Source organism: Serratia sp. LS-1 (genome assembly GCF_003719595.1).
Taxonomy (GTDB): Bacteria; Pseudomonadota; Gammaproteobacteria; order Enterobacterales; family Enterobacteriaceae; genus Serratia; species Serratia ureilytica.
On record NZ_CP033504.1, the window covers coordinates 1,132,314 to 1,155,214 of the forward strand.

General features: G+C 59.1%; 16 protein-coding genes. 11 read left to right on the plus strand and 5 right to left on the minus strand.

The annotated features are described in order from the left end of the window. The first annotated feature begins 61 nt into the window (after positions 1-61). The 4 genes from EDY99_RS05550 (at position 62) to serS (ending at position 7,284) form a co-directional block, all read left to right on the plus strand. The gene (locus tag EDY99_RS05550; RefSeq protein ID WP_123061550.1) at positions 62-3,718 is read left to right on the plus strand and encodes a DNA translocase FtsK 4TM domain-containing protein; all 3,657 of its coding nucleotides are present in this window, start codon (positions 62-64) and stop codon (positions 3,716-3,718) included. 198 nt (positions 3,719-3,916) lie between these two features. Beyond that, positions 3,917-4,528, plus strand: a complete 612-nt coding sequence (gene lolA / locus EDY99_RS05555) for an outer membrane lipoprotein chaperone LolA (RefSeq protein WP_123061551.1) — start codon at positions 3,917-3,919, stop codon at positions 4,526-4,528. A gap of 67 nt (positions 4,529-4,595) precedes the next feature. Next, positions 4,596-5,882, plus strand: a complete 1,287-nt coding sequence (locus EDY99_RS05560; protein ID WP_046897122.1) for a replication-associated recombination protein A — start codon at positions 4,596-4,598, stop codon at positions 5,880-5,882. Between the two features lie 109 nt (positions 5,883-5,991). After that, complete coding sequence (gene serS / locus EDY99_RS05565; RefSeq protein WP_123061552.1) at positions 5,992-7,284, plus strand: serine--tRNA ligase; 1,293 nt, start codon at positions 5,992-5,994, stop codon at positions 7,282-7,284. A 51-nt stretch (positions 7,285-7,335) separates the two neighbouring features. Here serS and EDY99_RS05570 read toward each other — a convergent pair whose 3' ends face one another. Next, complete coding sequence (locus EDY99_RS05570; RefSeq protein ID WP_123061553.1) at positions 7,336-7,701, minus strand: DUF1801 domain-containing protein; 366 nt, start codon at positions 7,699-7,701, stop codon at positions 7,336-7,338. A gap of 163 nt (positions 7,702-7,864) precedes the next feature. On the opposite strand from EDY99_RS05570, the gene EDY99_RS05575 reads away from it, so the two are divergent. After that, the gene (locus EDY99_RS05575) at positions 7,865-9,016 is read left to right on the plus strand and encodes an MFS transporter (RefSeq protein WP_004928291.1); all 1,152 of its coding nucleotides are present in this window, start codon (positions 7,865-7,867) and stop codon (positions 9,014-9,016) included. Between the two features lie 48 nt (positions 9,017-9,064). Here the strand turns inward: EDY99_RS05575 and pflA are convergent, their stop codons facing one another. From pflA to ycaO, 4 genes are all read right to left on the minus strand, one after another. Further along, the gene (gene pflA / locus EDY99_RS05580; protein ID WP_015377324.1) at positions 9,065-9,805 is read right to left on the minus strand and encodes a pyruvate formate lyase 1-activating protein; all 741 of its coding nucleotides are present in this window, start codon (positions 9,803-9,805) and stop codon (positions 9,065-9,067) included. A gap of 280 nt (positions 9,806-10,085) precedes the next feature. Continuing rightward, positions 10,086-12,368 (minus strand): formate C-acetyltransferase, encoded by a 2,283-nt coding sequence (gene pflB / locus EDY99_RS05585; protein WP_004928286.1) that lies wholly within the window; start codon positions 12,366-12,368, stop codon positions 10,086-10,088. A 54-nt stretch (positions 12,369-12,422) separates the two neighbouring features. Then, on the minus strand, positions 12,423-13,283 hold the full coding sequence (gene focA / locus EDY99_RS05590) for a formate transporter FocA (RefSeq protein ID WP_019454548.1): 861 nt from the start codon (positions 13,281-13,283) through the stop codon (positions 12,423-12,425). 459 nt (positions 13,284-13,742) lie between these two features. After that, the gene (gene ycaO, locus EDY99_RS05595; protein ID WP_033642559.1) at positions 13,743-15,506 is read right to left on the minus strand and encodes a 30S ribosomal protein S12 methylthiotransferase accessory factor YcaO; all 1,764 of its coding nucleotides are present in this window, start codon (positions 15,504-15,506) and stop codon (positions 13,743-13,745) included. 148 nt (positions 15,507-15,654) lie between these two features. Here ycaO and ansB point away from each other — a divergent pair, with 148 nt between their 5' ends. From ansB to ihfB, 6 genes are all read left to right on the plus strand, one after another. Further along, entirely contained in the window at positions 15,655-16,701 is a 1,047-nt protein-coding gene (ansB, locus tag EDY99_RS05600) for an L-asparaginase 2 (protein WP_123061554.1), read from the plus strand. A gap of 302 nt (positions 16,702-17,003) precedes the next feature. After that, a complete protein-coding gene (serC, locus tag EDY99_RS05605; RefSeq protein WP_028127991.1) occupies positions 17,004-18,089 on the plus strand; it encodes a 3-phosphoserine/phosphohydroxythreonine transaminase in 1,086 nt (361 codons plus the stop codon). 113 nt (positions 18,090-18,202) lie between these two features. After that, entirely contained in the window at positions 18,203-19,489 is a 1,287-nt protein-coding gene (aroA, locus tag EDY99_RS05610; RefSeq protein ID WP_103101147.1) for a 3-phosphoshikimate 1-carboxyvinyltransferase, read from the plus strand. Between the two features lie 258 nt (positions 19,490-19,747). Then, on the plus strand, positions 19,748-20,437 hold the full coding sequence (gene cmk, locus EDY99_RS05615) for a (d)CMP kinase (protein ID WP_004928270.1): 690 nt from the start codon (positions 19,748-19,750) through the stop codon (positions 20,435-20,437). A 184-nt stretch (positions 20,438-20,621) separates the two neighbouring features. Continuing rightward, the gene (rpsA, locus tag EDY99_RS05620; RefSeq protein WP_004928267.1) at positions 20,622-22,295 is read left to right on the plus strand and encodes a 30S ribosomal protein S1; all 1,674 of its coding nucleotides are present in this window, start codon (positions 20,622-20,624) and stop codon (positions 22,293-22,295) included. Between the two features lie 62 nt (positions 22,296-22,357). Then, positions 22,358-22,642, plus strand: coding sequence for an integration host factor subunit beta (ihfB, locus tag EDY99_RS05625; protein WP_004928264.1), 285 nt, complete (start codon positions 22,358-22,360; stop codon positions 22,640-22,642). Positions 22,643-22,901 lie beyond the last annotated feature (259 nt).

Here is a 22,901-nt window from a genome sequence, read left to right on the forward strand (position 1 = left end):
CGCCGGGGCAGTTTCTCGGCGCTGTTGCTATGTCAGCTAACAGGAACCTGGAGAGCCTTTCTTGAGCCAGGAATATACAGAAGATAAAGAAGTTACCCTGAAAAGACTCAGCAGTGGCCGGCGTTTGCTGGAAGCTGTGCTTATCGTGGTAGCGATTTTTGCCGTTTACCTCATGGCTGCGCTGGTCAGTTTCAACCCGTCTGACCCAAGCTGGTCGCAGACCGCGTGGCATGAGCCGATTCACAATCTGGGCGGCGGTGTCGGGGCCTGGTTGGCCGATACGCTGTTCTTCACCTTCGGGGTGCTCGCCTACGCGATACCGCCGATCATGCTGGTCCTGTGCTGGGCGGCTTATCGCCAACGCAGCAACAGAGACTACATCGACTATTTCGCGCTTTCCCTGCGCCTGATCGGCACCCTGGCGTTAGTGCTCACCTCCTGTGGGTTGGCGGCGCTGAACGTTGACGATCTCTATTACTTCGCCTCCGGCGGCGTGATCGGCAGCCTGCTGAGCAACGCCATGTTGCCGTGGTTCAACGGCATCGGCGCTACGCTGGCGCTGCTGTGCGTATGGGCGGCGGGGTTGACGCTGTTTACCGGCTGGTCTTGGCTGGTGATCGCCGAGAAGATCGGCGGGGCGGTGTTGGGCGTTGCGACGGTGATGACCAATCGCTCACGTCGCGAAGAGCGCTATTTCGAGGATGACGAGCGTTACGTTGACGTCGAGCCTGAGCAGGCAGGGAAGGGCGCCGCCGCAGCGGTTGCCGCGACCGCCGCCGGAGCTGCGGCCGCCGATGACGACGTGCTGTTCTCCGCGCCTTCGGTCACCGAAAGCGCCAAAGCGGCGGCGGAAGACGCCGCCGATCCGTTGCTCAGCGGCCTGCGCGCCGACGATGGCGAGTTTGAAGCAGAAGCCGCACCCAGCGCGCCGGCGGCTTCGCCTGCACCGACGGTGAAGGCAGAGATCCACGAGCCCGTTGCTGCGCCGATCGCCGCTCAGGCGCCGTCGGTAACGGTGGCGCCGGCCGCGCCGGCCTCGGTCAATCAGCACCCGGTAAGTGCGCCGGCGCAAGACGCTACGCCGCCGCTGTATTCCTTCGAGATCCCGGAAGAAACGCCTGCGCCTAAGGCGACGCGTCCTGTCGATCCTTATCAGGATGACGATGAGCCGCGCCTTGGCAACTGGCAAGAGCCGGCCGCGCCGCAGCCGCCGGCGCGTTCTCCCTTTGATTTTACCGCCGCACAGCGTGACAGCGTTGACATCGGCAGTTCGAGCGGTTTCAGCGCCACCGGCGCCAAACCGCAGCCGGATACGGCGGCAGCCGCTGCTGCGGGCGTTGCGGCGGCGACCTTTATGCCGGCCTTCACGGCGACCAGCGACGGCAATCCGCAGGTTAAGCAGGGCATCGGCCCTGAGCTGCCGCGGCCGAACCCGGTGCGCATCCCGACCCGTCGCGAGCTGGCTTCCTACGGCATCAAGCTGCCTTCGCAGCGTGCGGCCGAACAGGAACAGCGCCAGACAGAGGCGGAGCCTCAACAGCTGACGGCGGCGAACCCGCAGGAAGAAGAGGCGCTGCAAGAAGCCGCGCTGCGCCAGGCGTTCGCCGAGCAGCAAAGCCAGCGCTACGGCGAAAGCTACGCGTCGGAGCAGGATGATGAACAGGCTCAGCAGGAGGCTGAGCTGAGCAAAGCGTTCGCCGAGCAACAGAGCCAGCGTTACGGCGAAGACCAGCAGGACGACGAAGCGGCGCGGCAAGAGGCTGCGCTGCGTCAGGCATTCGCCGAGCAGCAGCAGGCGCGTTATGGCCAGCAAGAGCCTGCTCCGCAGGCGCCGGCCGCCAGCCCGGTCGATACCCGCAATGCTTTCAGCTTCTCGCCGATGGCGGATCTGGTGGACGATGGTCCGAGCGAGCCGATGTTCACGCTGTCGCCGCAGCTTGAAGAGCGCATTGAACTGGAAAGCGAACAAGAGGACGACGTGCCGTTCGGCCAGTTTGAGCCTGCGGCGCCGGCTGCTCAACCTCAGCAATCGCACCCTCAGCCTCAACAATACCAGCAGCCGCAGCAACAACCGTATCAGCAGCCGTGGCAGCAGCAATATCAGCATCAGCAGCCGCAGCAACAGCCGCAGGTGCAGCAGCCTCAGCAACCTCAGGCCGAGCAGCATCCGGCGATGGACAGCTTGATTCACCCGTTCCTGATGCGCAACGATCAGCCGCTGCAGAAACCGACTACGCCTCTGCCGACGCTGGATCTGCTGACCGAAGCGCCGAAAGAAGTGGAGCCGGTCGATTCCTTCGCGCTGGAGCAGAAAGCACGCCTGGTGGAGGCCAGCCTGGCCGATTATCGCGTGAAAGCCGACGTGGTGGACATCCTGCCGGGGCCGGTCATCACCCGCTTCGAGCTGGATCTGGCGCCGGGCGTTAAAGCGGCGCGCATTTCCAACCTGTCGCGCGATCTGGCGCGCTCGCTGTCGACTTCGGCGGTGCGCGTGGTGGAAGTGATCCCCGGTAAGCCTTATGTCGGTCTGGAGCTGCCGAACGCCAAGCGGCAAACGGTATACCTGCGCGAGGTGCTGGATTGCCCGGCCTTCCGCGACAACCCGTCGCCGCTGTCCATCGTATTGGGTAAAGACATCTCCGGCGAGCCGGTGGTGGCCGATCTGGGCAAAATGCCGCACTTGCTGGTCGCCGGTACCACCGGCTCCGGTAAATCGGTCGGGGTCAACGCCATGATCCTGAGCATCCTGTATAAGGCCACGCCGAAAGAAGTGCGCTTTATCATGATTGACCCGAAAATGCTGGAACTGTCGGTTTACGAAGGCATTCCGCACCTGTTGACCGACGTGGTCACCGACATGAAAGATGCCGCCAATGCGCTGCGCTGGTGCGTGGGCGAAATGGAACGCCGCTATAAGCTGATGTCAGCTCTGGGCGTGCGTAACCTGGCCGGCTACAACGAACGTGTCGATCAGGCCGAAGCGATGGGGCGTCCGATCCCGGATCCGTTCTGGAAACCGACCGACAGCATGGACATCACGCCGCCGGTGTTGGAGAAAGAGCCGTACATCGTGGTGATGGTCGACGAATTCGCCGACCTGATCATGACGGTCGGCAAGAAGGTCGAAGAGCTGATCGCCCGTCTGGCGCAAAAAGCGCGTGCGGCGGGCATCCACCTGGTGCTGGCGACCCAGCGTCCGTCGGTGGATGTGATCACCGGCCTGATCAAGGCCAACATCCCGACGCGTATCGCCTTTACCGTGTCGAGCAAGATAGACTCCCGCACCATCCTCGATCAGGGGGGCGCCGAGTCCTTGCTGGGCATGGGTGATATGCTTTATCTGGCGCCGAACTCCTCGATCCCGGTGCGCGTACATGGCGCATTCGTGCGCGATCAGGAAGTGCACGCGGTGGTCAAGGATTGGAAAGCGCGCGAGCGGCCCCAATATAAAGAGGGCATTCTCAGCGGCGGTGAAGACGGCGAGGGCGGTGCCGGCGGCGGTATGGACGGTGACGAAGAGCTGGATCCGCTGTTTGATCAGGCGGTGGATTTCGTGGTGGATAAACGCCGCGCCTCCATCTCCGGCGTACAGCGCCAGTTCCGCATCGGCTATAACCGCGCCGCGCGCATCATCGAACAGATGGAAGCGCAGGGCATCGTCAGCGAGCAGGGGCACAACGGCAACCGCGAGGTGCTGGCGCCGCCGCGGCACGATTGATGGTCGTTTAGCCATTGCAACTCAATAAGAAAGGGCCGCTTAAGCGGCCCTTGTGCAAAGAAGCGTAAACCCGTTTCTTCTCGGAACATTGGCCTACCGGCCGTTCACCGGCTTCGGGTAAAGTAACGGGGTAAAGGGTTGATTTGACCCGCACGGCGCCGCCTTGCGGTTAACGCATTTCATAAGGTATCTGGAATAATGAAAAAACTGTTAGTTGCCTGCTGTCTGCTTTCGGGATTCGCTTCTACCTCCGTGCTGGCCGACGCCGCACAGGATCTGCAAAGTCGCCTGGCGAAGGTGAACAGTTTCCACGCCAGCTTCTCGCAAACCGTGACCAGCGCCGACGGCGCCGCGGTGCAACAGGGGGAAGGCGAGCTGTGGGTAAAGCGGCCGAACCTGTTCAACTGGCACATGACGTCACCCGATGAGAGCGTGCTGGTCTCCGATGGCCAAACCCTGTGGTTCTATAACCCGTTCGTTGAGCAGGTGACGGCGACCTGGCTGAAGAACGCCACCGGCAATACGCCGTTTATGCTGATCACCCGCAACAATGCCAGCGACTGGAAGCAGTACAACGTGAAGCAAAAGGGCGATGATTTCGAGCTGACGCCGAAATCCGCCAGCGGCAACCTGAAGCAGTTCGCCATCAGCGTGACCAACAGCGGCACCATCCGCAGCTTCGCCGCGGTGGAGCAGGACGGCCAGCGCAGCGCTTATACGCTGAAAAGCCAGCAGAACGTCATCGCCGATCCGGCCAAATTCAAATTTACCCCGCCGAAGGGGGTGACGCTGGACGACCAGCGCCAGTGAGGTGCAAGTGAGTAATAATCTGTCGCTCGATTTTTCCCAGAACGAGTTCCAGCCGTTGGCCGCGCGTATGCGGCCGACCACGCTGGCGCAGTATATCGGCCAGCAGCATCTGCTGGCCGCCGGCAAGCCGCTGCCGCGCGCCATCGAGGCCGGGCAGCTGCACTCGATGATTTTATGGGGGCCGCCGGGCACAGGGAAGACGACGCTGGCAGAGCTGATCGGCCGTTACGGTCAGGCGGACGTCGAACGGATCTCCGCCGTGACCTCCGGGATCAAGGAGATCCGCGAGGCGATCGAGCGGGCGCGGCAAAACCGCGACGCCGGCCGTCGCACTATTCTGTTCGTCGATGAAGTGCACCGCTTCAACAAAAGTCAGCAGGACGCCTTCCTGCCGCACATTGAAGATGGCACCATCACCTTTATCGGCGCCACTACCGAAAACCCGTCGTTCGAACTGAACTCGGCGCTGCTGTCGCGCGCCCGCGTCTATTTGTTGAAGGCGCTGACTGCCGAAGATATCGGCCAGGTGCTGGATCAGGCGATGAACGACAAGGCGCGCGGTTTTGGCGGCCAGAACGTCGAGCTGCCGGCGGAAACGCGCCGCCTGCTGTCGGAGCTGGTGGGGGGCGATGCGCGCCGGGCGCTGAACAGCCTGGAAATGATGGCGGACATGGCGGAGCTCGACGCCAAAGGCGTACGGGTGCTGACGCCGGAGCTGCTGAAGGAGGTGTCGGGCGAGCGCAGCGCGCGCTTCGACAACAAGGGCGACCGTTATTACGACCTGATTTCCGCGCTGCATAAATCGGTGCGTGGTTCGGCGCCGGACGCCGCGCTGTACTGGTATGCGCGCATCATTACCGCCGGCGGCGATCCGCTCTATGTGGCGCGCCGTCTGTTGGCGATTGCCTCTGAAGACGTGGGCAACGCCGATCCGCGCGGCATGCAGGTGGCGATCGCCGCCTGGGATTGTTTTACCCGCGTGGGGCCGGCGGAGGGCGAGCGCGCCATTGCGCAGGCGATTGTTTACCTGGCCTGCGCGCCGAAAAGCAACGCGGTTTACACCGCGTTCAAGGCCGCCATGCGCGACGCCAAAGAGCAGGCCGATTATGACGTGCCGGAGCATTTGCGCAACGCGCCGACCAAGCTGATGAAGGAAATGGGGCTGGGGGCGGAATACCGTTACGCTCACGACGAACCCAACGCCTACGCCGCCGGCGAGAACTACTTCCCGCCCGAAATGGCCAACACGCGCTACTACCAACCGACCTCGCGCGGGCTGGAAGGGAAAATCGGCGAAAAGTTGGCATGGCTGGCTGAGCAGGATCAAAATAGCCCGACAAAACGCTACCGCTAGCGTGGCCGTTGCGGTAAGGTTAGCGGGTATCACTCTTCTTTTATGCGGCTATAAATCAGCCGCATAGAACAACAACACTTCTTTCAATAACAACAAGCACAGGATTAGCATGCTCGATCCCAATCTGCTGCGTAATGAGCTAGACGCAGTCGCCGTCAAACTGGCTCGCCGAGGCTTTAAACTCGATCTGGATCTGCTGCGTTCGCAGGAAGAACGCCGCAAAGTTCTGCAGGTAGAAACTGAAACGCTGCAAGCGGAACGCAACTCCCGATCGAAATCCATCGGCGCGGCCAAAGCGCGTGGGGAAGACATCGAGCCGCTGCGTCGCGAAGTGAACGAGCTGGGTGACAAGCTGGATGCCGCCAAGGCGGAACTGGATGCGCTGCAGAGCGAGATCCGCGATTATGCCCTGACGCTGCCTAACCTGCCGGACGACGCCGTGCCGGACGGTAAAGACGACAGCGAAAACCTGGAAGTCACCCGCTGGGGTGAACCGCGCCAATACGACTTCGCGGTGCGCGATCATGTCGATCTGGGCGAAATGGCCGGCGGGCTGGATTTTGCCGCCGCGGTTAAGCTGACCGGTTCGCGCTTCGTGGTGATGAAAGGGCAAATCGCCCGCATGCACCGCGCGCTGTCCCAGTTCATGCTGGATCTGCACACCGAACAGCACGGCTACCTGGAGGCCTACGTGCCTTACCTGGTCAACCACGCCACGCTGTACGGCACCGGCCAACTGCCGAAGTTCGGCGAAGACCTGTTCCATACCCGCCCGCTGGAAGAAGAAGCCGACAGCAGCAACTACGCGCTGATCCCAACGGCGGAAGTGCCGCTGACCAACCTAGTGCGCGACGAGATCGTGGAAGAGGAAACTCTGCCGCTGAAGATGACCGCGCACACGCCATGCTTCCGTGCGGAAGCCGGTTCTTACGGCCGTGACACCCGCGGTTTGATCCGCATGCACCAGTTCGACAAGGTTGAAATGGTGCAGATCGTTCGTCCGGAAGATTCGATGGATGCCCTGGAAGAGCTGACCGGCCACGCGGAAAAAGTGCTGCAGCTGCTGAACCTGCCTTACCGCAAGGTGCTGCTGTGCACCGGCGACATGGGCTTCGGCGCATGCAAAACCTACGATCTGGAAGTGTGGCTGCCGGCGCAGGATACCTACCGCGAGATCTCGTCCTGCTCCAACATGTGGGACTTCCAGGCACGCCGCATGCAGGCGCGCTGCCGTAGCAAAGCCGACAAGAAGCCGCGTCTGGTCCACACGCTGAACGGCTCCGGCCTGGCGGTTGGCCGTACGCTGGTGGCGGTGCTGGAAAACTACCAGCAGGCCGACGGCCGCATTCAGGTACCTGAAGTGCTGCGTCCATATATGGGCGGCCTGGAATACATCGGCTAAACGACAAACCACGAAAAAAGCGCCTGCGGGCGCTTTTTTTATGCCGAGAGTTCAGCCCGTCGCCAGCGTATAAGCCTGTTGAATGTAGTCCGCCAGATGCTTGCTTTTCACCTCGTCGGGCGAGTGGAGCTTGATGTGCCGCCGATACTGGCCGTTGCCTTCGAGCTGGAGATAACGATCTTCCAATCGGTAGCCGTGGCCGAACTCCACCGTGACGTGGTGGCGATAGGCGAAAACGCCGCAGAAAAATTGGCTATGCGAGAACATGATGCCGCCGTATTTGACCGATTCGGTGACGCCGTTGCCGCTCGCCGTGGCGACCCGACGCACCTGTTGTACGATCTCCAGCAGCTCACCGTGCGTGCTGCCGATGTCTGCCAGCAAGGTTTCGACCGCCGCATTATTTGCCTGAATCATCTCGCTTCTCCGTCGTTAAATCCGCTCTGCGCTGAGCATAGCGCTTTTTCAGCCGCTTAGCCGGAAACAAATCGTGCGCTGGAATGATAAGAGGCGATTGACTTTTTTATCGCCAGTGGCATGATGCGCGCACTCTCATTGCGCGTTCGGTCACAATTTCACTATGTCCGCTTACTCCCGCCCGGTGCTCTTATTGCTCTGCGGCCTCTTGCTGCTCACGGTATCCATTGCCGTTTTGAATACGTTAGTGCCGCTTTGGTTAACCCATGCTCAGCTGTCGACCTGGCAAGTGGGTATGGTCAGTTCCTCTTATTTCAGCGGCAACCTGTTGGGCACGTTGGTAGCGGGCAAACTGATCCAGCGCGTTGGCTTCACCCGCAGCTATCATCTCTCTTGTTTGCTGTTCGCCGCCGCGACCGCCGGCATGGTGCTGTCGATCGATTTCTGGAGCTGGCTGGGCTGGCGCTTCTTCGCCGGCGTCGGGTGTGCCTGGATCTGGGTGATCGTGGAGAGCGCGCTTTTGCGCAGCGGCAATTTGAGCAACCGTGGCCAGCTGCTGGCGGCCTATATGATTGTCTATTACCTCGGTACGGTGACCGGCCAATTACTGTTGAGCATGACCTCGACCGAATTGCTGCATGTGGTGCCGTGGGTGACCGCGATCGTGATCAGCGCCATGTTGCCGATGTTGTTCGCGCGGGTAAACCGCCATGAAGACGAGCCGCAGCAGGCGGCGGTATGGACAATGTTGAGACGCCGCAGCGCGCGCCTGGGCATCAACGGCTGCATCATCTCCGGCATCGTGCTCGGCTCGCTGTATGGCCTGATGCCGCTGTATCTCTCTCATCAGGGCATGAGCGACGCTAACGTCGGCTACTGGATGGCGCTGTTGGTCAGCTCCGGCATCGTCGGCCAATGGCCTGTCGGGCGCCTGGCCGATCGTTACGGGCGCCTGCTGGTGCTGCGCATTCAGGTGTTTGTGGTGATCCTCGCCAGCGTGGCGATGCTCGGCAACTACGCCATGGCGCCTTCACTGTTCATCCTCGGCTGCGCCGGCTTTACCCTGTATCCGGTGGCGATGTCCTGGGCCTGCGAGAAGGCGCTGCCGCACGAGTTGGTGGCGATGAACCAGGCACTGCTAATGAGCTACACCATCGGCAGCCTGCTGGGCCCGTCGATGACGGCGCTGCTGATGCAAAACTACTCCGATCGCGTGCTGTTCGTGATGATCGCCGCCGTGGCGCTGGTTTACCTGCTGATGCTGCTGAAGAAGCAGAAGCCGGATCACCATCACACGCCGTTCGCCGCCGCCTGAGCATAAAAAAACCGGCCATGAGCCGGTTTTTCTTTGGCGCTGCGCCAATCAGTAAATGACTTTGTGGCCGTAGCTTTCCAGGATGCCTTTGACGCGATCCATGGTCTCGGCCTTCGGCGGATGAACGCCGTCCAGCTTGTACTCTTCCCCCATCGCCACCCATTTGTGCTTGCCCAGCTCGTGGTAGGGCAGCAGCTCGATTTTCTCGATGTTGGTCATGTCTTTGGTGAACTCGCCCAGCAGGTGCGCCGACTTATCGTCGTCTGACCAACCCGGCACCACCACATAGCGGATCCAGGTGCGCTGATTGCGTTTCGCCAGGTAGCGGGCGAATTCCAGCGTGCGGTGGTTGGAGACGCCGACCAGGTTCTGGTGGATCTCGTCATTCATCTGTTTCAGGTCCAGCATCACCAGATCGGTGGTGTCCAGCAGCTCGTCGATCACCGGATCGTAGCGGCGCACGAAGCCATTGGTGTCCAGGCAGGTATTGATGCCTTCGGCGTGGCAGGCACGGAACCAGTCGCGCACGAATTCAGCCTGCAGGATCGCCTCGCCGCCGGACGCGGTCACGCCACCGCCGGAAGCGTTCATGAAGTGGCGGTAGGCCACCGCGTCTTTCATCAGCTCTTCGACGGTCACTTCTTTGCCGCCGTGGGTGTCCCAGGTGTCACGGTTATGGCAATAGAGGCAGCGCATCAGGCAGCCCTGGAAGAAGACGATAAAGCGGATCCCGGGCCCATCGACGGTGCCGCAGGATTCGAAGGAGTGGATGCGACCAGTTACTGACATTGCGGGGTTTTCTCCAATATGGACTGTCAAACGCAGTCTAAAAATAGGCGCGTGGCCGCCGGCCAGGTATCTGCGATGCAGCGGCGGGGGATCCGCCACCGGGGGTAATGATGCCTGTCGGCCGGTCAGTTGCCGGATAACTGTTTTGCCGGCTATCCATTCAGTATAGATGTCCGGCAAAACAGACTCGCACAGAGTCAGGGGAGAGCGGTGGGAGAAAAGGGCCGGCAGAACCGGCCCCGACGTTGGCACCGGGCGGTCTCCCGCCCGGTCGGCGTTATTACATCGTTTGAGTGAAGGTACGAGTAATGACGTCCTGCTGTTGCTCTTTGGTCAGCGAGTTGAAGCGCACGGCGTAACCGGAGACGCGGATGGTCAGCTGAGGGTATTTCTCAGGATTTTCCATCGCATCCAGCAGCATTTCGCGGTTCATTACGTTGACGTTCAGATGCTGACCGCCTTCGATGGAGGCTTCATGGTGGAAGTAACCATCCATCAGGCCCGCCAGGTTGGCTTTACGCACGTCGTCGTCTTTACCCAGCGCGTTAGGCACGATGGAGAAGGTGTAGGAGATCCCGTCTTTCGCGTAGGCAAACGGCAGTTTGGCTACCGAGGTCAGGGAGGCGACTGCACCTTTCTGGTCACGGCCGTGCATCGGGTTGGCACCTGGGCCGAACGGTGCGCCTGCGCGGCGGCCATCCGGGGTGTTACCGGTTTTCTTACCGTACACCACGTTGGAGGTGATGGTCAGTACGGACTGAGTCGGTACCGCGTTGCGGTAGGTGCGCAGTTTCTGAATTTTCTTCATGAAACGTTCCACCAGGTCACAGGCGATGTCATCGACGCGGGCGTCGTTGTTACCGAACTGCGGGTACTCGCCTTCCACTTTGAAGTCGATAGCCAGGCCGTCTTCGTCGCGAATGGTGGTGACTTTCGCGTACTTGATGGCGGACAGGGAGTCGGCCGCAACGGACAGACCGGCGATGCCGCAAGCCATGGTGCGATAAACGTCACGGTCATGCAGCGCCATCAGCGCAGCTTCGTAGCTGTACTTGTCGTGCATGTAGTGAATGATGTTCAGCGCGGTCACGTACTGCTTGGCCAGCCAATCCATAAAGTGGTCCATGCGGGCCATGACTTTGTCATAGTCCAGCACTTCGTCCATCATCGGCGCTTCTTTCGGGCCGACCTGCATTTTCAGTTTCTCGTCAACGCCGCCGTTGATGGCGTAAAGCATGGTTTTCGCCAGGTTGGCGCGGGCGCCGAAGAACTGCATTTGCTTACCGACGATCATCGGGCTGACGCAACAGGCGATGGCGTAGTCATCGTTGTTGAAGTCAGGACGCATCAGGTCGTCGTTTTCGTACTGTACGGAAGAGGTGTCGATGGACACTTTCGCCGCGAATTTCTTGAAGTTCAGCGGCAGCTTCTCAGACCACAGGATGGTCATGTTCGGCTCCGGCGACGGCCCCATGGTGTACAGGGTGTTCAGGAAGCGGAAGCTGTTTTTGGTGACCAGGGTACGGCCGTCGACGCCCATACCGGCCAGGGATTCAGTCGCCCAGATTGGGTCGCCGGAGAACAGTTCATCGTACTCAGGGGTACGCAGGAAGCGCACCATACGCAGTTTCATCACCAGGTGGTCGATCAGTTCCTGCGCTTGCTCTTCGGTCAGTTTGCCCGCCTTGATGTCGCGTTCGATGAACACGTCGAGGAAGGTGGACACGCGGCCGAAGGACATGGCGGCGCCGTTCTGGGATTTCACCGCGGCCAGGTAGCCGAAGTAGGTCCACTGCACCGCTTCTTGGGCGCTGGTGGCCGGGCCGGAGATGTCGTAACCGTATTTGGCGGCCATCTCTTTGATCTGAGCCAGAGCGCGATGCTGTTCAGCGATCTCTTCGCGCAGCTGGATGGTCATTTCCAGGTCTTCGCCGTTTTCCAGTTTTTCCTGCAGCGATTTGAACTGGTTCAGCTTGTCGGCCATCAGGAAGTCGATGCCGTACAGCGCCACGCGGCGGTAGTCGCCGATGATGCGGCCACGGCCGTAAGCGTCTGGCAGACCGGTCAGCACGCCGGATTTACGGCAGTTCAGGATGTCTTTGGTGTAAACGTCGAATACGCCCTGGTTGTGGGTTTTACGGTATTCGGTGAACACTTTTTTCAGCTGCGGATCCAGTTCGCGGCCGTACACTTTGCACGAACCTTCGACCATTTTGATGCCGCCGAACGGGATCAGCGCGCGTTTCAGAGGGGCGTCGGTCTGCAGACCCACGATGGTTTCCAGCTCTTTGGCGATGTAACCCGCGTCGTGAGAAACGATGGTTGAAGCAACGTTGGTGTCGAAATCAACCGGCGCATGAGTGCGGTTTTCCAGTTTGATCCCTTCCATAACCTTGTCCCACAAGGTGGTGGTGGCTTGAGTTGCGCCAGCCAGGAAGGATTCGTCACCTTCATAAGGCGTGTAGTTTTTCTGGATGAAGTCACGAACGTTGACTTCATTCTGCCAGTCACCCTTGCTGAAACCTTCCCAAGCGTTGGCTAATTTCTCGTTAAGTTCGGTCATTGTACACCTACCTTTGATTGTGGATTTCTAACTCTGCGCGCGGTAACTCACAGCTTAGTGCTGTTCGCGGCCCCCGCGCAGATAAATTACCCAGTAAGTCAACCCAACCAGCAGACCGCCGCCGATGATGTTACCAATGGTGACCGGAATCAGGTTGTCGATGATGAAGTTGCTTACTGTCAGATGAGCGAATTGCTCAGGTACCGCCCCTACGGCTTGCCAGAACTCCGGCGTAGCGAAGTGTTTGACCACGATGCCCATAGGGATCATAAACATGTTGGCGATGCTGTGTTCGAAGCCGCTGGCGACAAACATACCGACCGGCAGCACCATGGCGAGCATCTTGTCGGTCAGGGTACGGCCGGAGTAGCTCATCCAGACCGCCAGGCAGACCATCAGGTTAGCCAGAATGCCGAGGCAGACGGCTTCGATAAAGGTGTGATGCAGCTTGTGGTCCGCGGTTTGCAGAACATTCAGGCCCCACTGGCCGTTGGCGACCATATACTCGCCGGAGAACCAGATCAGCGCCACGAAGAACAGCGCGCCGACCAGGTTGCCGAGATAAACGTTCAGCCAGTTGGCGCCCAGTTGGCCCCAGCTGATGCGGCCGCTGGCCTTGGCGATGACGATAAGCACGGTAGAGGTGAACAGGTCGGCGCCCGACACCACCACCAGCATTAACCCGAGAGAGAAACAGATGCCGCCGACCAGTTTCGCCAGCCCGAAAGGCACGCCGGCGGTGCCGGTGGTCGCCGTAATGTAGAAAACGAAGGCGATGGAAATGAAGACACCGGCGGTGATCGCCAAATAAAACGTTTTCAGCGGATGTTTGGTGGCTTTATACACGCCGGCATCTTCAGCGATTTTCGCCGTTGCCGCAGGTAAAATCAGATCGAATGGGCTGTCAGTTTTCAAACTAACTCTCGCTCTTAAGGGTTAAAACAACGCAATGAGATACTAGCAAAGCAGTATAGGGGAAAATTTGATTTGGATCATAAGGCGGGGAAGTAGAGCACCAAAATGGCATGTTTTTAGTGTGGTTTTTATGTCTAATTAATTGAATTTAAACAAAAAACAATTTTTTAATGTTTGCAATTTTTTTTGAATTCACCCGGTGTGCCGAGGGTGTCAAAGTTAAATTTTTAGGCGTTTTGTCGCCGTTCGTCGCTGAAAGTTTAATTATCGGTTAATTATTATTTCACCGTCCGGCAACAATCGCCGGTTTATTTATTCTTATGCTCGTTTAACCGCCTATTTTCCTGCGGGAAAATAAAACAGAATGCGTTGAAATAAACCGCAAAATGAAAACGCCGCAGCGGAGTGCGGCGTTTGACCGGGAGGGTACCCCAAAAGTGGCGGTACCCCCAATGGCGATTAGGCCTTGGCCCAGTGACGGCGCTTGGCCGCCTGCAGCTTCTCGTAGGCCGCCAGCAGCGCCTGATGGGCCGGCAACGCCTTCAGATCGGCATCGACGGCGAACAGCCCGTTGAAGCGCTCTTCACCGCTGATGGCGGCCGAGGCCGCGTCCACCGCTTCCTGGCCGTACATTTTCACGAACGCGGTATAGTATTGCGCCGCTTCGCGCTCAGGCTCCTGCGCCAGCAGCAACAGCGTTTGCAGGCAACGGTAGTAGTTGCTGCGCGCCGGGCTCAGCACCGAGGCGTTGAAGTCCTGCGTCCATTCGGTCCAAATCAGCGCCTGATCCAGATCGCCGCCCGCCAGCGCCAGCATCGACTTCAGCTCGCCCACGCGCAGGGTATACCAGGCGTTGTCTTTGCCGCTGGCAATGCCCAGCAGTTCGCGTACGCGGGTGAAATCGTCCAGCCCTTCGTCGTCCAACTGCTCGATCAGCGCCAGGTATTCTTCCGGCTCCCACTCGCTGCCCGGCAACGCCAGCAGCGTATCGCGCAGGTGCGCGCCCATGCTGTTGTTGGCCAGCAGCAGGTCTTCCGCCGGGTAGATATCGGACATGCCCGGCACGATGATGCGGCAAGCGTAGACGCCCAGGTGTTCGTAGTCGGCGATGTACACTTCCGCGTCTTCTTTGTCGAAGATGCTCATCAGGGTGGCGAACTCTTCCTGCGTGCTGCCGCTGAAGTTCCAGTCAACGAACGGATAGTCCGCGTCCTGCTTGAACAGATCCCAAGAGATCAGACCGCTGGAGTCGATGAAGTGCGTTTCCAGGTTGGTGTGTTCCGCCACTTCTTCGTCATCGAAGGTCGGCGCGGTGAACACGTCGAGATCTTTCAGGCTGCGGCCCTGCAGCAGTTCGGTCACCGTGCGCTCCAGCGCCACGCCGAAGTCCGGGTGCGCGCCGAACGAGGCGAAGCAGGTGCCGTTGGTCGGGTTGAACAGCACCACGCAGATCACCGGGTAGTTGCCGCCCAGCGAGGCGTCGTAGGAGAGGATTGGGAAACCTTCCTCTTCCAGCTTGGCGATGGCTTCCACCACGCCCGGGTAGCGGTTCAGCACCTCGTCCGGGATCGCCGGCAGGCTGATGGATTCGGCGATAATGCGGTTTTTCACATAGCGCTCGAACACTTCCGACAGGCCCTGCACGCGCGCTTCGTTGGCGGTGTTGCCGGCGGACATGCCGTTGGAAACATACAGGTTGCCGATGATGTTCATCGGAATGTATACCGTTTGCTGATCGGACTGACGGGTGAACGGCAGCGCGCAGATGCCGCGATCGGCATTGCCGGACTGCAGATCGACAAGATCGCTGGCGCTCAGCTCTTGTTGCGGATCGTAGAAGGCGTGCAGACGCTCGTCGAGGATGCCGGCCGGCAGCGCATCGTCCGCCGGGATCGGGAACCATTTCTCATTCGGGTAGTGTACGAAGTCGCCTTCGGCGATCTGCTTGCCCAGATAGAAATCGGCGAAGAAGTAGTTGGTGGACAGGCGCTCGAAATATTCACCCAGCGCAGAGGCCAACGCGGCTTTTTTGCTGGCGCCTTTGCCGTTGGTGAAGCACAGCGGACAATCGCGATCGCGAATGTGCACCGACCATACGTGCGGCACCGGGTTCAGCCAGGAGGCTTCTTCGATGTTGAAACCGAGATCGCTCAGTTTCTGCTGGAAACGGGCGATGGAATCTTCCAGGGCGGCGTCTTTACCGGGGATAAAAGTTTGCGTCATTGTCTTCACTTTTTGCGCGTACTAAAAACGCGCAATGATACGGGGTTTTACGCTGGAGCTCCACGTATTCCTAAAGCGGCGGCAAAGTCACAGTTTTTTTAAGGATAAAGGCCATAATTCAGCGAGTTATCTGTCACGGAGAAATCTAATGAAATCAGTGAAACTCAGCGTGTTAACCCTTTTGTTGACCGGCGTCAGCGCCTCGGCGCTGGCGCTGCCCAACATCACCCTGCTGGCGACCGGCGGCACCATCGCCGGCGGCGGCGATTCGGCGACGAAATCCAACTATACCGCGGGCAAACTGGGCATCGAGGCGCTGGTCGATGCGGTGCCGGCGCTGAAGAACATCGCCAACGTGCAGGGGGAGCAGGTGGTTAACATCGGCTCGCAGGACATGAACGATCAGGTCTGGCTGACGTTGGCGAAGAAAATTGACGCCGACTGCGGCAAAACCGACGGCTTCGTCATCACCCACGGCACCGATACGCTGGAAGAGACGGCCTATTTCCTCGATCTGACGGTGAAGTGCGACAAGCCGGTAGTGCTGGTCGGGGCGATGCGGCCGGCGACGGCGATGAGCGCCGACGGCCCGTTCAATCTGTATAACGCGGTGGTGACGGCGGCGGATCCGCAATCGGCCAACCGCGGGGTGCTGGTGGCGATGAACGACAGCGTGCTGGACGCACGGGATGTCACCAAAACCAGCACCACCGCCGTGCAAACCTTCCAGTCGCCGAACTTCGGCCCGCTCGGGTATATCCACAACGGCAAGATCGATTATCAGCGTTCGCCACAGCGCAAGCACACCCGGGAGACGCCGTTCGACGTCAGCAAGCTGAACGAACTGCCGAAGGTCGGCATCATTTACAACTACGCCAACGCCTCCGATGCGCCGGTCAAGGCGTTGATCGCCGAAGGGTACCAGGGCATCGTCAGCGCCGGGGTCGGCAACGGCAACCTGTATAAAACCGTGTTCGACACCCTGGCGACGGCGGCGCACAGCGGCGTGGCGGTAGTGCGTTCTTCGCGCGTGCCGACCGGCGCCACCACGGAGGATGCGGAAGTGGACGACGCCAAGTACGGCTTCGTGGCCGCCGGCACGCTGAATCCGCAAAAGGCCCGCATTCTGCTGCAGCTGGCGTTGACGCAAACCAAAGATGCGAAGCAGATCCAGCAAATGTTCAATCAGTACTGATCGTTTTCTCTCCTGCGGGGGCCGTCCGGGCTCCCGCAGCCATCTCGGCTGAATACAGCATAAAACACCGCGTTAACCCGCTGAATTTCCCCATGTCGCAGGGTTTTATCGTCCAAAAAAACGCGCCGACCGCAGAGCCTGTCATCACCCGGTGCGCCTGTTTGCCGCCGGCGGGCGAATAAGCGTTGCAGCCATGGGGCGTGAGTGATAAAACCGAAGGGTTGGTTAACGCGAGCGTTAACTTCGGGCGTCTTTTCGACAGGTCGCTTTTCTGCGGCGAACAGTGAATGTGGTGAGGGGAAATGACTCAGGTTTATAATTTTAGCTCTGGCCCGGCGATGCTGCCGGTGGAAGTGTTGCGTCGTGCGGAACAGGAACTGTGCAACTGGCACGGCCTGGGAACGTCAGTGATGGAGATCAGTCACCGCAGCAAAGAATTCATCGCCGTTGCCGAGCAGGCGGAACAGGATCTGCGCGATCTGCTGAAAGTCCCCTCCAACTATAAAGTGCTGTTTTGCCACGGCGGCGCCCGCGCGCAATTCGCCGCGCTGCCGCTGAACCTGCTGGGCGACAAGGCCACCGCCGACTACATCGACGGCGGCTATTGGGCGCACAGCGCCATCAAGGAAGCGGAAAAGTATTGCACCCCGAACGTCATCGACGTGAAAACCCGCATCGACGGCCTGAGCGGCATCAAGCCGATGAAAGAGTGGCAGCTGAGCAACGACGCGGCTTACGTGCATTATTGCCCAAATGAAACCATCGACGGCGTAGCCATCGATGAAACGCCGGACTTCGGCGACAAAGTGGTGATCGGCGATTACTCCTCGACCATCCTGTCCCGCCCGCTCGACGTCAGCCGCTTCGGCGTGATTTACGCCGGCGCACAGAAAAATATCGGCCCGGCCGGCCTGACGCTGGTGATTGTGCGTGACGATCTGTTGGGCAAGGCGCGTAAAGAAGTGCCCTCGATCCTCGATTACACCGTGTTGGCTGAGAACGATTCGATGTTCAACACCCCGCCGACCTTCGCCTGGTACCTGTCCGGGTTGGTGTTCAAATGGCTGAAAGAGCAGGGCGGCCTGGTGGAGATGCAAAAACGCAATCAGGCCAAGGCCGAGTTGCTGTATGCGACCATCGATAAATCCGACTTCTACCGCAGCCAGGTGGCGATCGCCAACCGCTCGTGGATGAACGTGCCGTTCCAATTGGCCGATGCGGCGCTGGATAAGGTGTTCCTCAGCGAAGCCGAGGCCATCGGCCTGCAGGCGCTGAAAGGCCACCGGGTAGTTGGCGGTATGCGCGCTTCTATTTACAATGCGATGCCGCTGGCCGGCGTACAGGCGCTGACCGACTTTATGACCGATTTCGAGCGTCGTCACGGTTGATCCCGTCAGCTCGCCTGGCGCGGGCTGACCAAGCTGTTGTCCTTTTGCATTAAAGCGGCTCCGGCATTATTCCGGAGCCGTTTCGTTTATCAGAATTGGAGAGTTTTGTTCACATGGTGGATTCCCTGACGTTACAACCGGTCGCCCTGGTCAATGGCACCGTCAACTTACCCGGCTCGAAGAGCGTTTCTAACCGCGCTCTGCTGCTGGCGGCGCTGGCGGAGGGAACGACCCGGCTGACCAACCTGCTGGACAGCGACGATGTGCGTCATATGCTGAATGCGCTGCAGGCTTTGGGCGTGAACTACCAGCTTTCCGCCGACCGCACCGTGTGTGAAGTCACCGGCGTGGCCGGGCCGCTGGTGGCCGACCAGCCGCTGGAACTGTTCCTCGGCAACGCCGGCACCGCGATGCGCCCACTGGCGGCGGCGCTGTGCCTCGGCGAAGGCGACGTGGTGCTGACCGGCGAACCGCGTATGAAAGAACGTCCGATCGGCCATTTGGTGGACGCGTTGCGCCAGGGCGGGGCGCAAATTGATTACCTCGAACAGACCGATTACCCGCCGATTCGCCTGCGTGGCGGCTTCCGGGGCGGCGATGTCACCGTCGACGGCAGCGTCTCCAGCCAGTTCCTGACCGCGTTGCTGATGACCGCGCCGCTGGCGCCGCAGGATACGCAGATCCACATCAAGGGCGAGTTGGTTTCCAAGCCGTACATCGACATCACGTTGCACCTGATGCGCACCTTCGGCGTATCGGTGAGCCACGACAATTACCGGGTGTTCCATATTCAGGGGCGCCAGACGTATATCGCGCCGGGCGACTATCTGGTTGAAGGCGACGCTTCTTCTGCGTCCTACTTCCTGGCGGCGGCGGCGATCAAAGGCGGCACCGTGCGCGTGACCGGCATCGGCCGCAAAAGCGTGCAGGGTGACACCAAATTCGCCGATGTGCTGGAGAAGATGGGGGCGCGCATCACCTGGGGCGACGATTTTATCGAGTGCAGCCGCGGTGAACTGCGCGGCATAGATATGGACATGAACCACATTCCGGATGCGGCGATGACCATCGCCACCGCGGCGCTGTTCGCCGAGGGGCCGACCACCATCCGCAATATCTACAACTGGCGGGTAAAGGAAACTGACCGTCTGGCGGCGATGGCCACCGAGCTGCGTAAAGTGGGGGCGGAAGTTGACGAGGGCGAAGACTACATTCACGTCGTGCCGCCGGCCAAGCTGCAGTTCGCCGAGATCGGCACCTACAACGATCACCGCATGGCGATGTGCTTCTCGTTGGTGGCGCTGTCGGATACCCCGGTCACCATTCTCGATCCGAAATGCACCGCGAAAACCTTCCCGGACTATTTCGAACAGCTGGCGCGCATCAGCCAGCCGGCGTAACCGTCAGATCATTTCTTTTAAGGCCCCTTTGCGGGCCTTTATCGTTTTTAACCCCCGGCGACCGGCGTTTCTTCTATACTTTTTCGCGGTTGTGCGCTTATTTTCAACAACCGGACAGTTCCAGGGTAACAGATCGCCGTAGGGCAGCGTATAATACGCCACCGTATTTGCCCCTGATTGGGCAGGTGACAGAGCACCCGGGCTTCGAGTCGAAGCGCGCCGTGTCTCTGTGAGGTTTTCTACCTGAAGGAGAGAGAAATGACGGCTACAGCCCCGGTGATAACCGTTGATGGACCAAGTGGCGCAGGCAAAGGCACGCTGTGTAAAGCGTTGGCCGAGTCCCTTGGTTGGCGTTTGCTGGATTCCGGCGCGATCTATCGCGTGCTGGCGCTGGCGGCGTTGCATCATCAGGTGGATATCACTTCTGAGGAAGCGCTGGTTCCGCTGGCCGCACATCTCGATGTTCGCTTCGTTGCCCAGGACGGCAAGCTGCAAGTGATTTTGGAAGGTGAGGACGTCAGCAATGAGATCCGCACCGAAACCGTCGGCAACACCGCGTCGCAAGCGGCGGCGTTTCCGCGCGTGCGCGAGGCGCTGCTGCGCCGCCAGCGCGCGTTTCGCGAGGCGCCCGGCCTGATTGCCGATGGCCGCGACATGGGCACGGTGGTGTTCCCGGACGCGCCGGTCAAGATTTTCCTCGACGCCAGCTCGGAGGAGCGCGCACACCGCCGCATGCTGCAGTTGCAGGAAAAGGGCTTTAATGTTAACTTTGAACGTCTTTTAGCCGAGATAAAGGAACGGGACGACCGTGACCGTAATCGGCCTATCGCGCCTCTGGTGCCCGCTTCTGACGCCCTCGTGCTGGATTCTACCAGCATGTCGATCGAAGAAGTGATCCGGCAGGCGTTGACGTATGCACAGAAAGTGTTGGCGTTGCCGCAGCAATAAGCGCGGCGGCGCTATTGGCTTTTTGTCATATTTGTCATAGCGGTATCGCAATATATCGGGTAAAATTTTACCCCTGTAACCTTAAACCCTGTCGGCATGGAGCCAATGGCGGGGTATGTGAAACAACCCCATTCGGCGGGACGCTAAATGGACGTTAAACTAAAGAACCCTGAAGATTAACAACATGACTGAATCTTTCGCTCAACTCTTTGAAGAATCCTTAAAAGAAATCGAAACCCGCCCGGGTTCCATCGTTCGTGGCGTCGTTGTTGCTATCGACAAAGATATCGTACTGGTTGACGCCGGTCTGAAATCTGAGTCTGCCATCCCGGCTGAGCAATTCAAAAACGCCCAGGGCGAGCTGGAAATCCAGGTTGGTGACGAAGTTGACGTTGCTCTGGATGCTGTTGAAGACGGCTTCGGTGAAACCCTGCTGTCCCGTGAGAAAGCTAAGCGTCACGAAGCTTGGATCACGCTGGAAAAAGCCTACGAAGAAGCTGAGACTGTAACCGGTGTTATCAACGGCAAAGTGAAGGGTGGCTTCACCGTCGAGCTGAACGGCATCCGCGCGTTCCTGCCAGGTTCCCTGGTTGACGTGCGTCCGGTACGTGACACTCTGCACCTGGAAGGCAAAGAGCTTGAGTTCAAAGTCATCAAGCTGGATCAGAAGCGCAACAACGTTGTCGTTTCTCGCCGTGCGGTTATCGAATCCGAGAACAGCGCTGAGCGCGATCAACTGCTGGAAAACCTGCAGGAAGGCATGGAAGTTAAAGGTATCGTTAAGAACCTCACTGACTACGGTGCATTCGTTGATCTGGGCGGCGTAGACGGCCTGCTGCACATCACTGACATGGCTTGGAAGCGCGTTAAGCATCCAAGCGAAATCGTCAACGTTGGCGATGAAATCACTGTTAAAGTGCTGAAGTTCGACCGCGAGCGTACTCGTGTATCCCTGGGCCTGAAACAGCTGGGCGAAGATCCATGGGTTGCTATCGCGAAACGTTACCCAGAAGGCACCAAGCTGACTGGCCGTGTAACCAACCTGACTGATTACGGCTGCTTCGTAGAAATCGAAGAAGGCGTTGAAGGTCTGGTACACGTTTCTGAAATGGATTGGACCAACAAAAACATCCATCCGTCCAAAGTTGTTAACGTGGGCGACGTAGTGGAAGTGATGGTTCTGGACATCGATGAAGAACGTCGTCGTATCTCCCTGGGCCTGAAGCAGTGCAAATCCAACCCATGGCAGCAGTTCGCAGAGACCCACAACAAGGGCGACCGCGTTGAAGGTAAAATCAAGTCTATCACTGACTTCGGTATCTTCATCGGCCTGGACGGCGGCATCGACGGCCTGGTTCACCTGTCTGACATCTCCTGGAACGTTGCAGGCGAAGAAGCAGTACGTGAATACAAGAAAGGCGACGAAATCGCTGCGGTTGTTCTGCAAGTTGACGCAGAGCGCGAGCGTATCTCCCTGGGCGTGAAGCAACTGGCTGAAGACCCGTTCAATAACTACCTGTCTATGAACAAGAAAGGTGCTATTGTTACTGGTAAAGTCACTGCAGTTGACGCCAAAGGTGCTACAGTTGAATTGGCAGGCGGCGTAGAAGGTTACCTGCGTGCATCTGAAGCCTCTCGCGACCGCATTGAAGATGCAACTCTGGTTCTGAACGTAGGTGACGAAGTTGAAGCTAAATTCACCGGCGTTGACCGTAAGAACCGCGTTGTAAGCCTGTCCGTACGTGCTAAGGACGAAGCTGACGAGAAAGACGCCATCGCAACTGTTAACAACAAACAGGAAGAAGGCAACTTCTCTAACGCAATGGCTGAAGCTTTCAAAGCGGCTAAAGGCGAGTAATGACGGGGGGCGGTCTCTGACCGCCCCGATACGGTAGTTTAGCTGCAAAGCTTGGAGGTACTATGACCAAGTCTGAACTTATTGAAAGACTTGCTGGCCAGCAATCTCATATTCCGGCGAAGGCCGTTGAGGATGCAGTGAAAGAGATGCTTGAGCACATGGCCGCTACGCTGGCCGAGGGCGAACGCATTGAGATCCGCGGATTCGGCAGTTTTTCTCTTCACTACCGTGCCCCGCGTGTAGGTCGCAACCCGAAAACCGGTGACAAAGTTGAGCTGGACGGCAAGTACGTTCCTCACTTCAAACCAGGCAAAGAGTTGCGTGACCGCGCCAATATCTATGGCTAGTCGCTGACTGCTCATAGCGTTGTTGCTTGAAAAGAATATAAAACGGTGCCTGTAAGGCGCCGTTTTTTTTGCCTGCAATTCGCCGCGATATGCTAGCGAGTTGCGTACTGCGCCGCATTTACGATGTGGCTCCTGCATAGATCTCTCTTATCCTGCCATGTTCAGCGCATCTTCGTTAAAGCCCGCTGGCGGCGACGTGTCGCCTGAATGATCCTGCTTGCTTGCCGTGACGCGTCTTTGCTCATGGCGGAGCCGATGG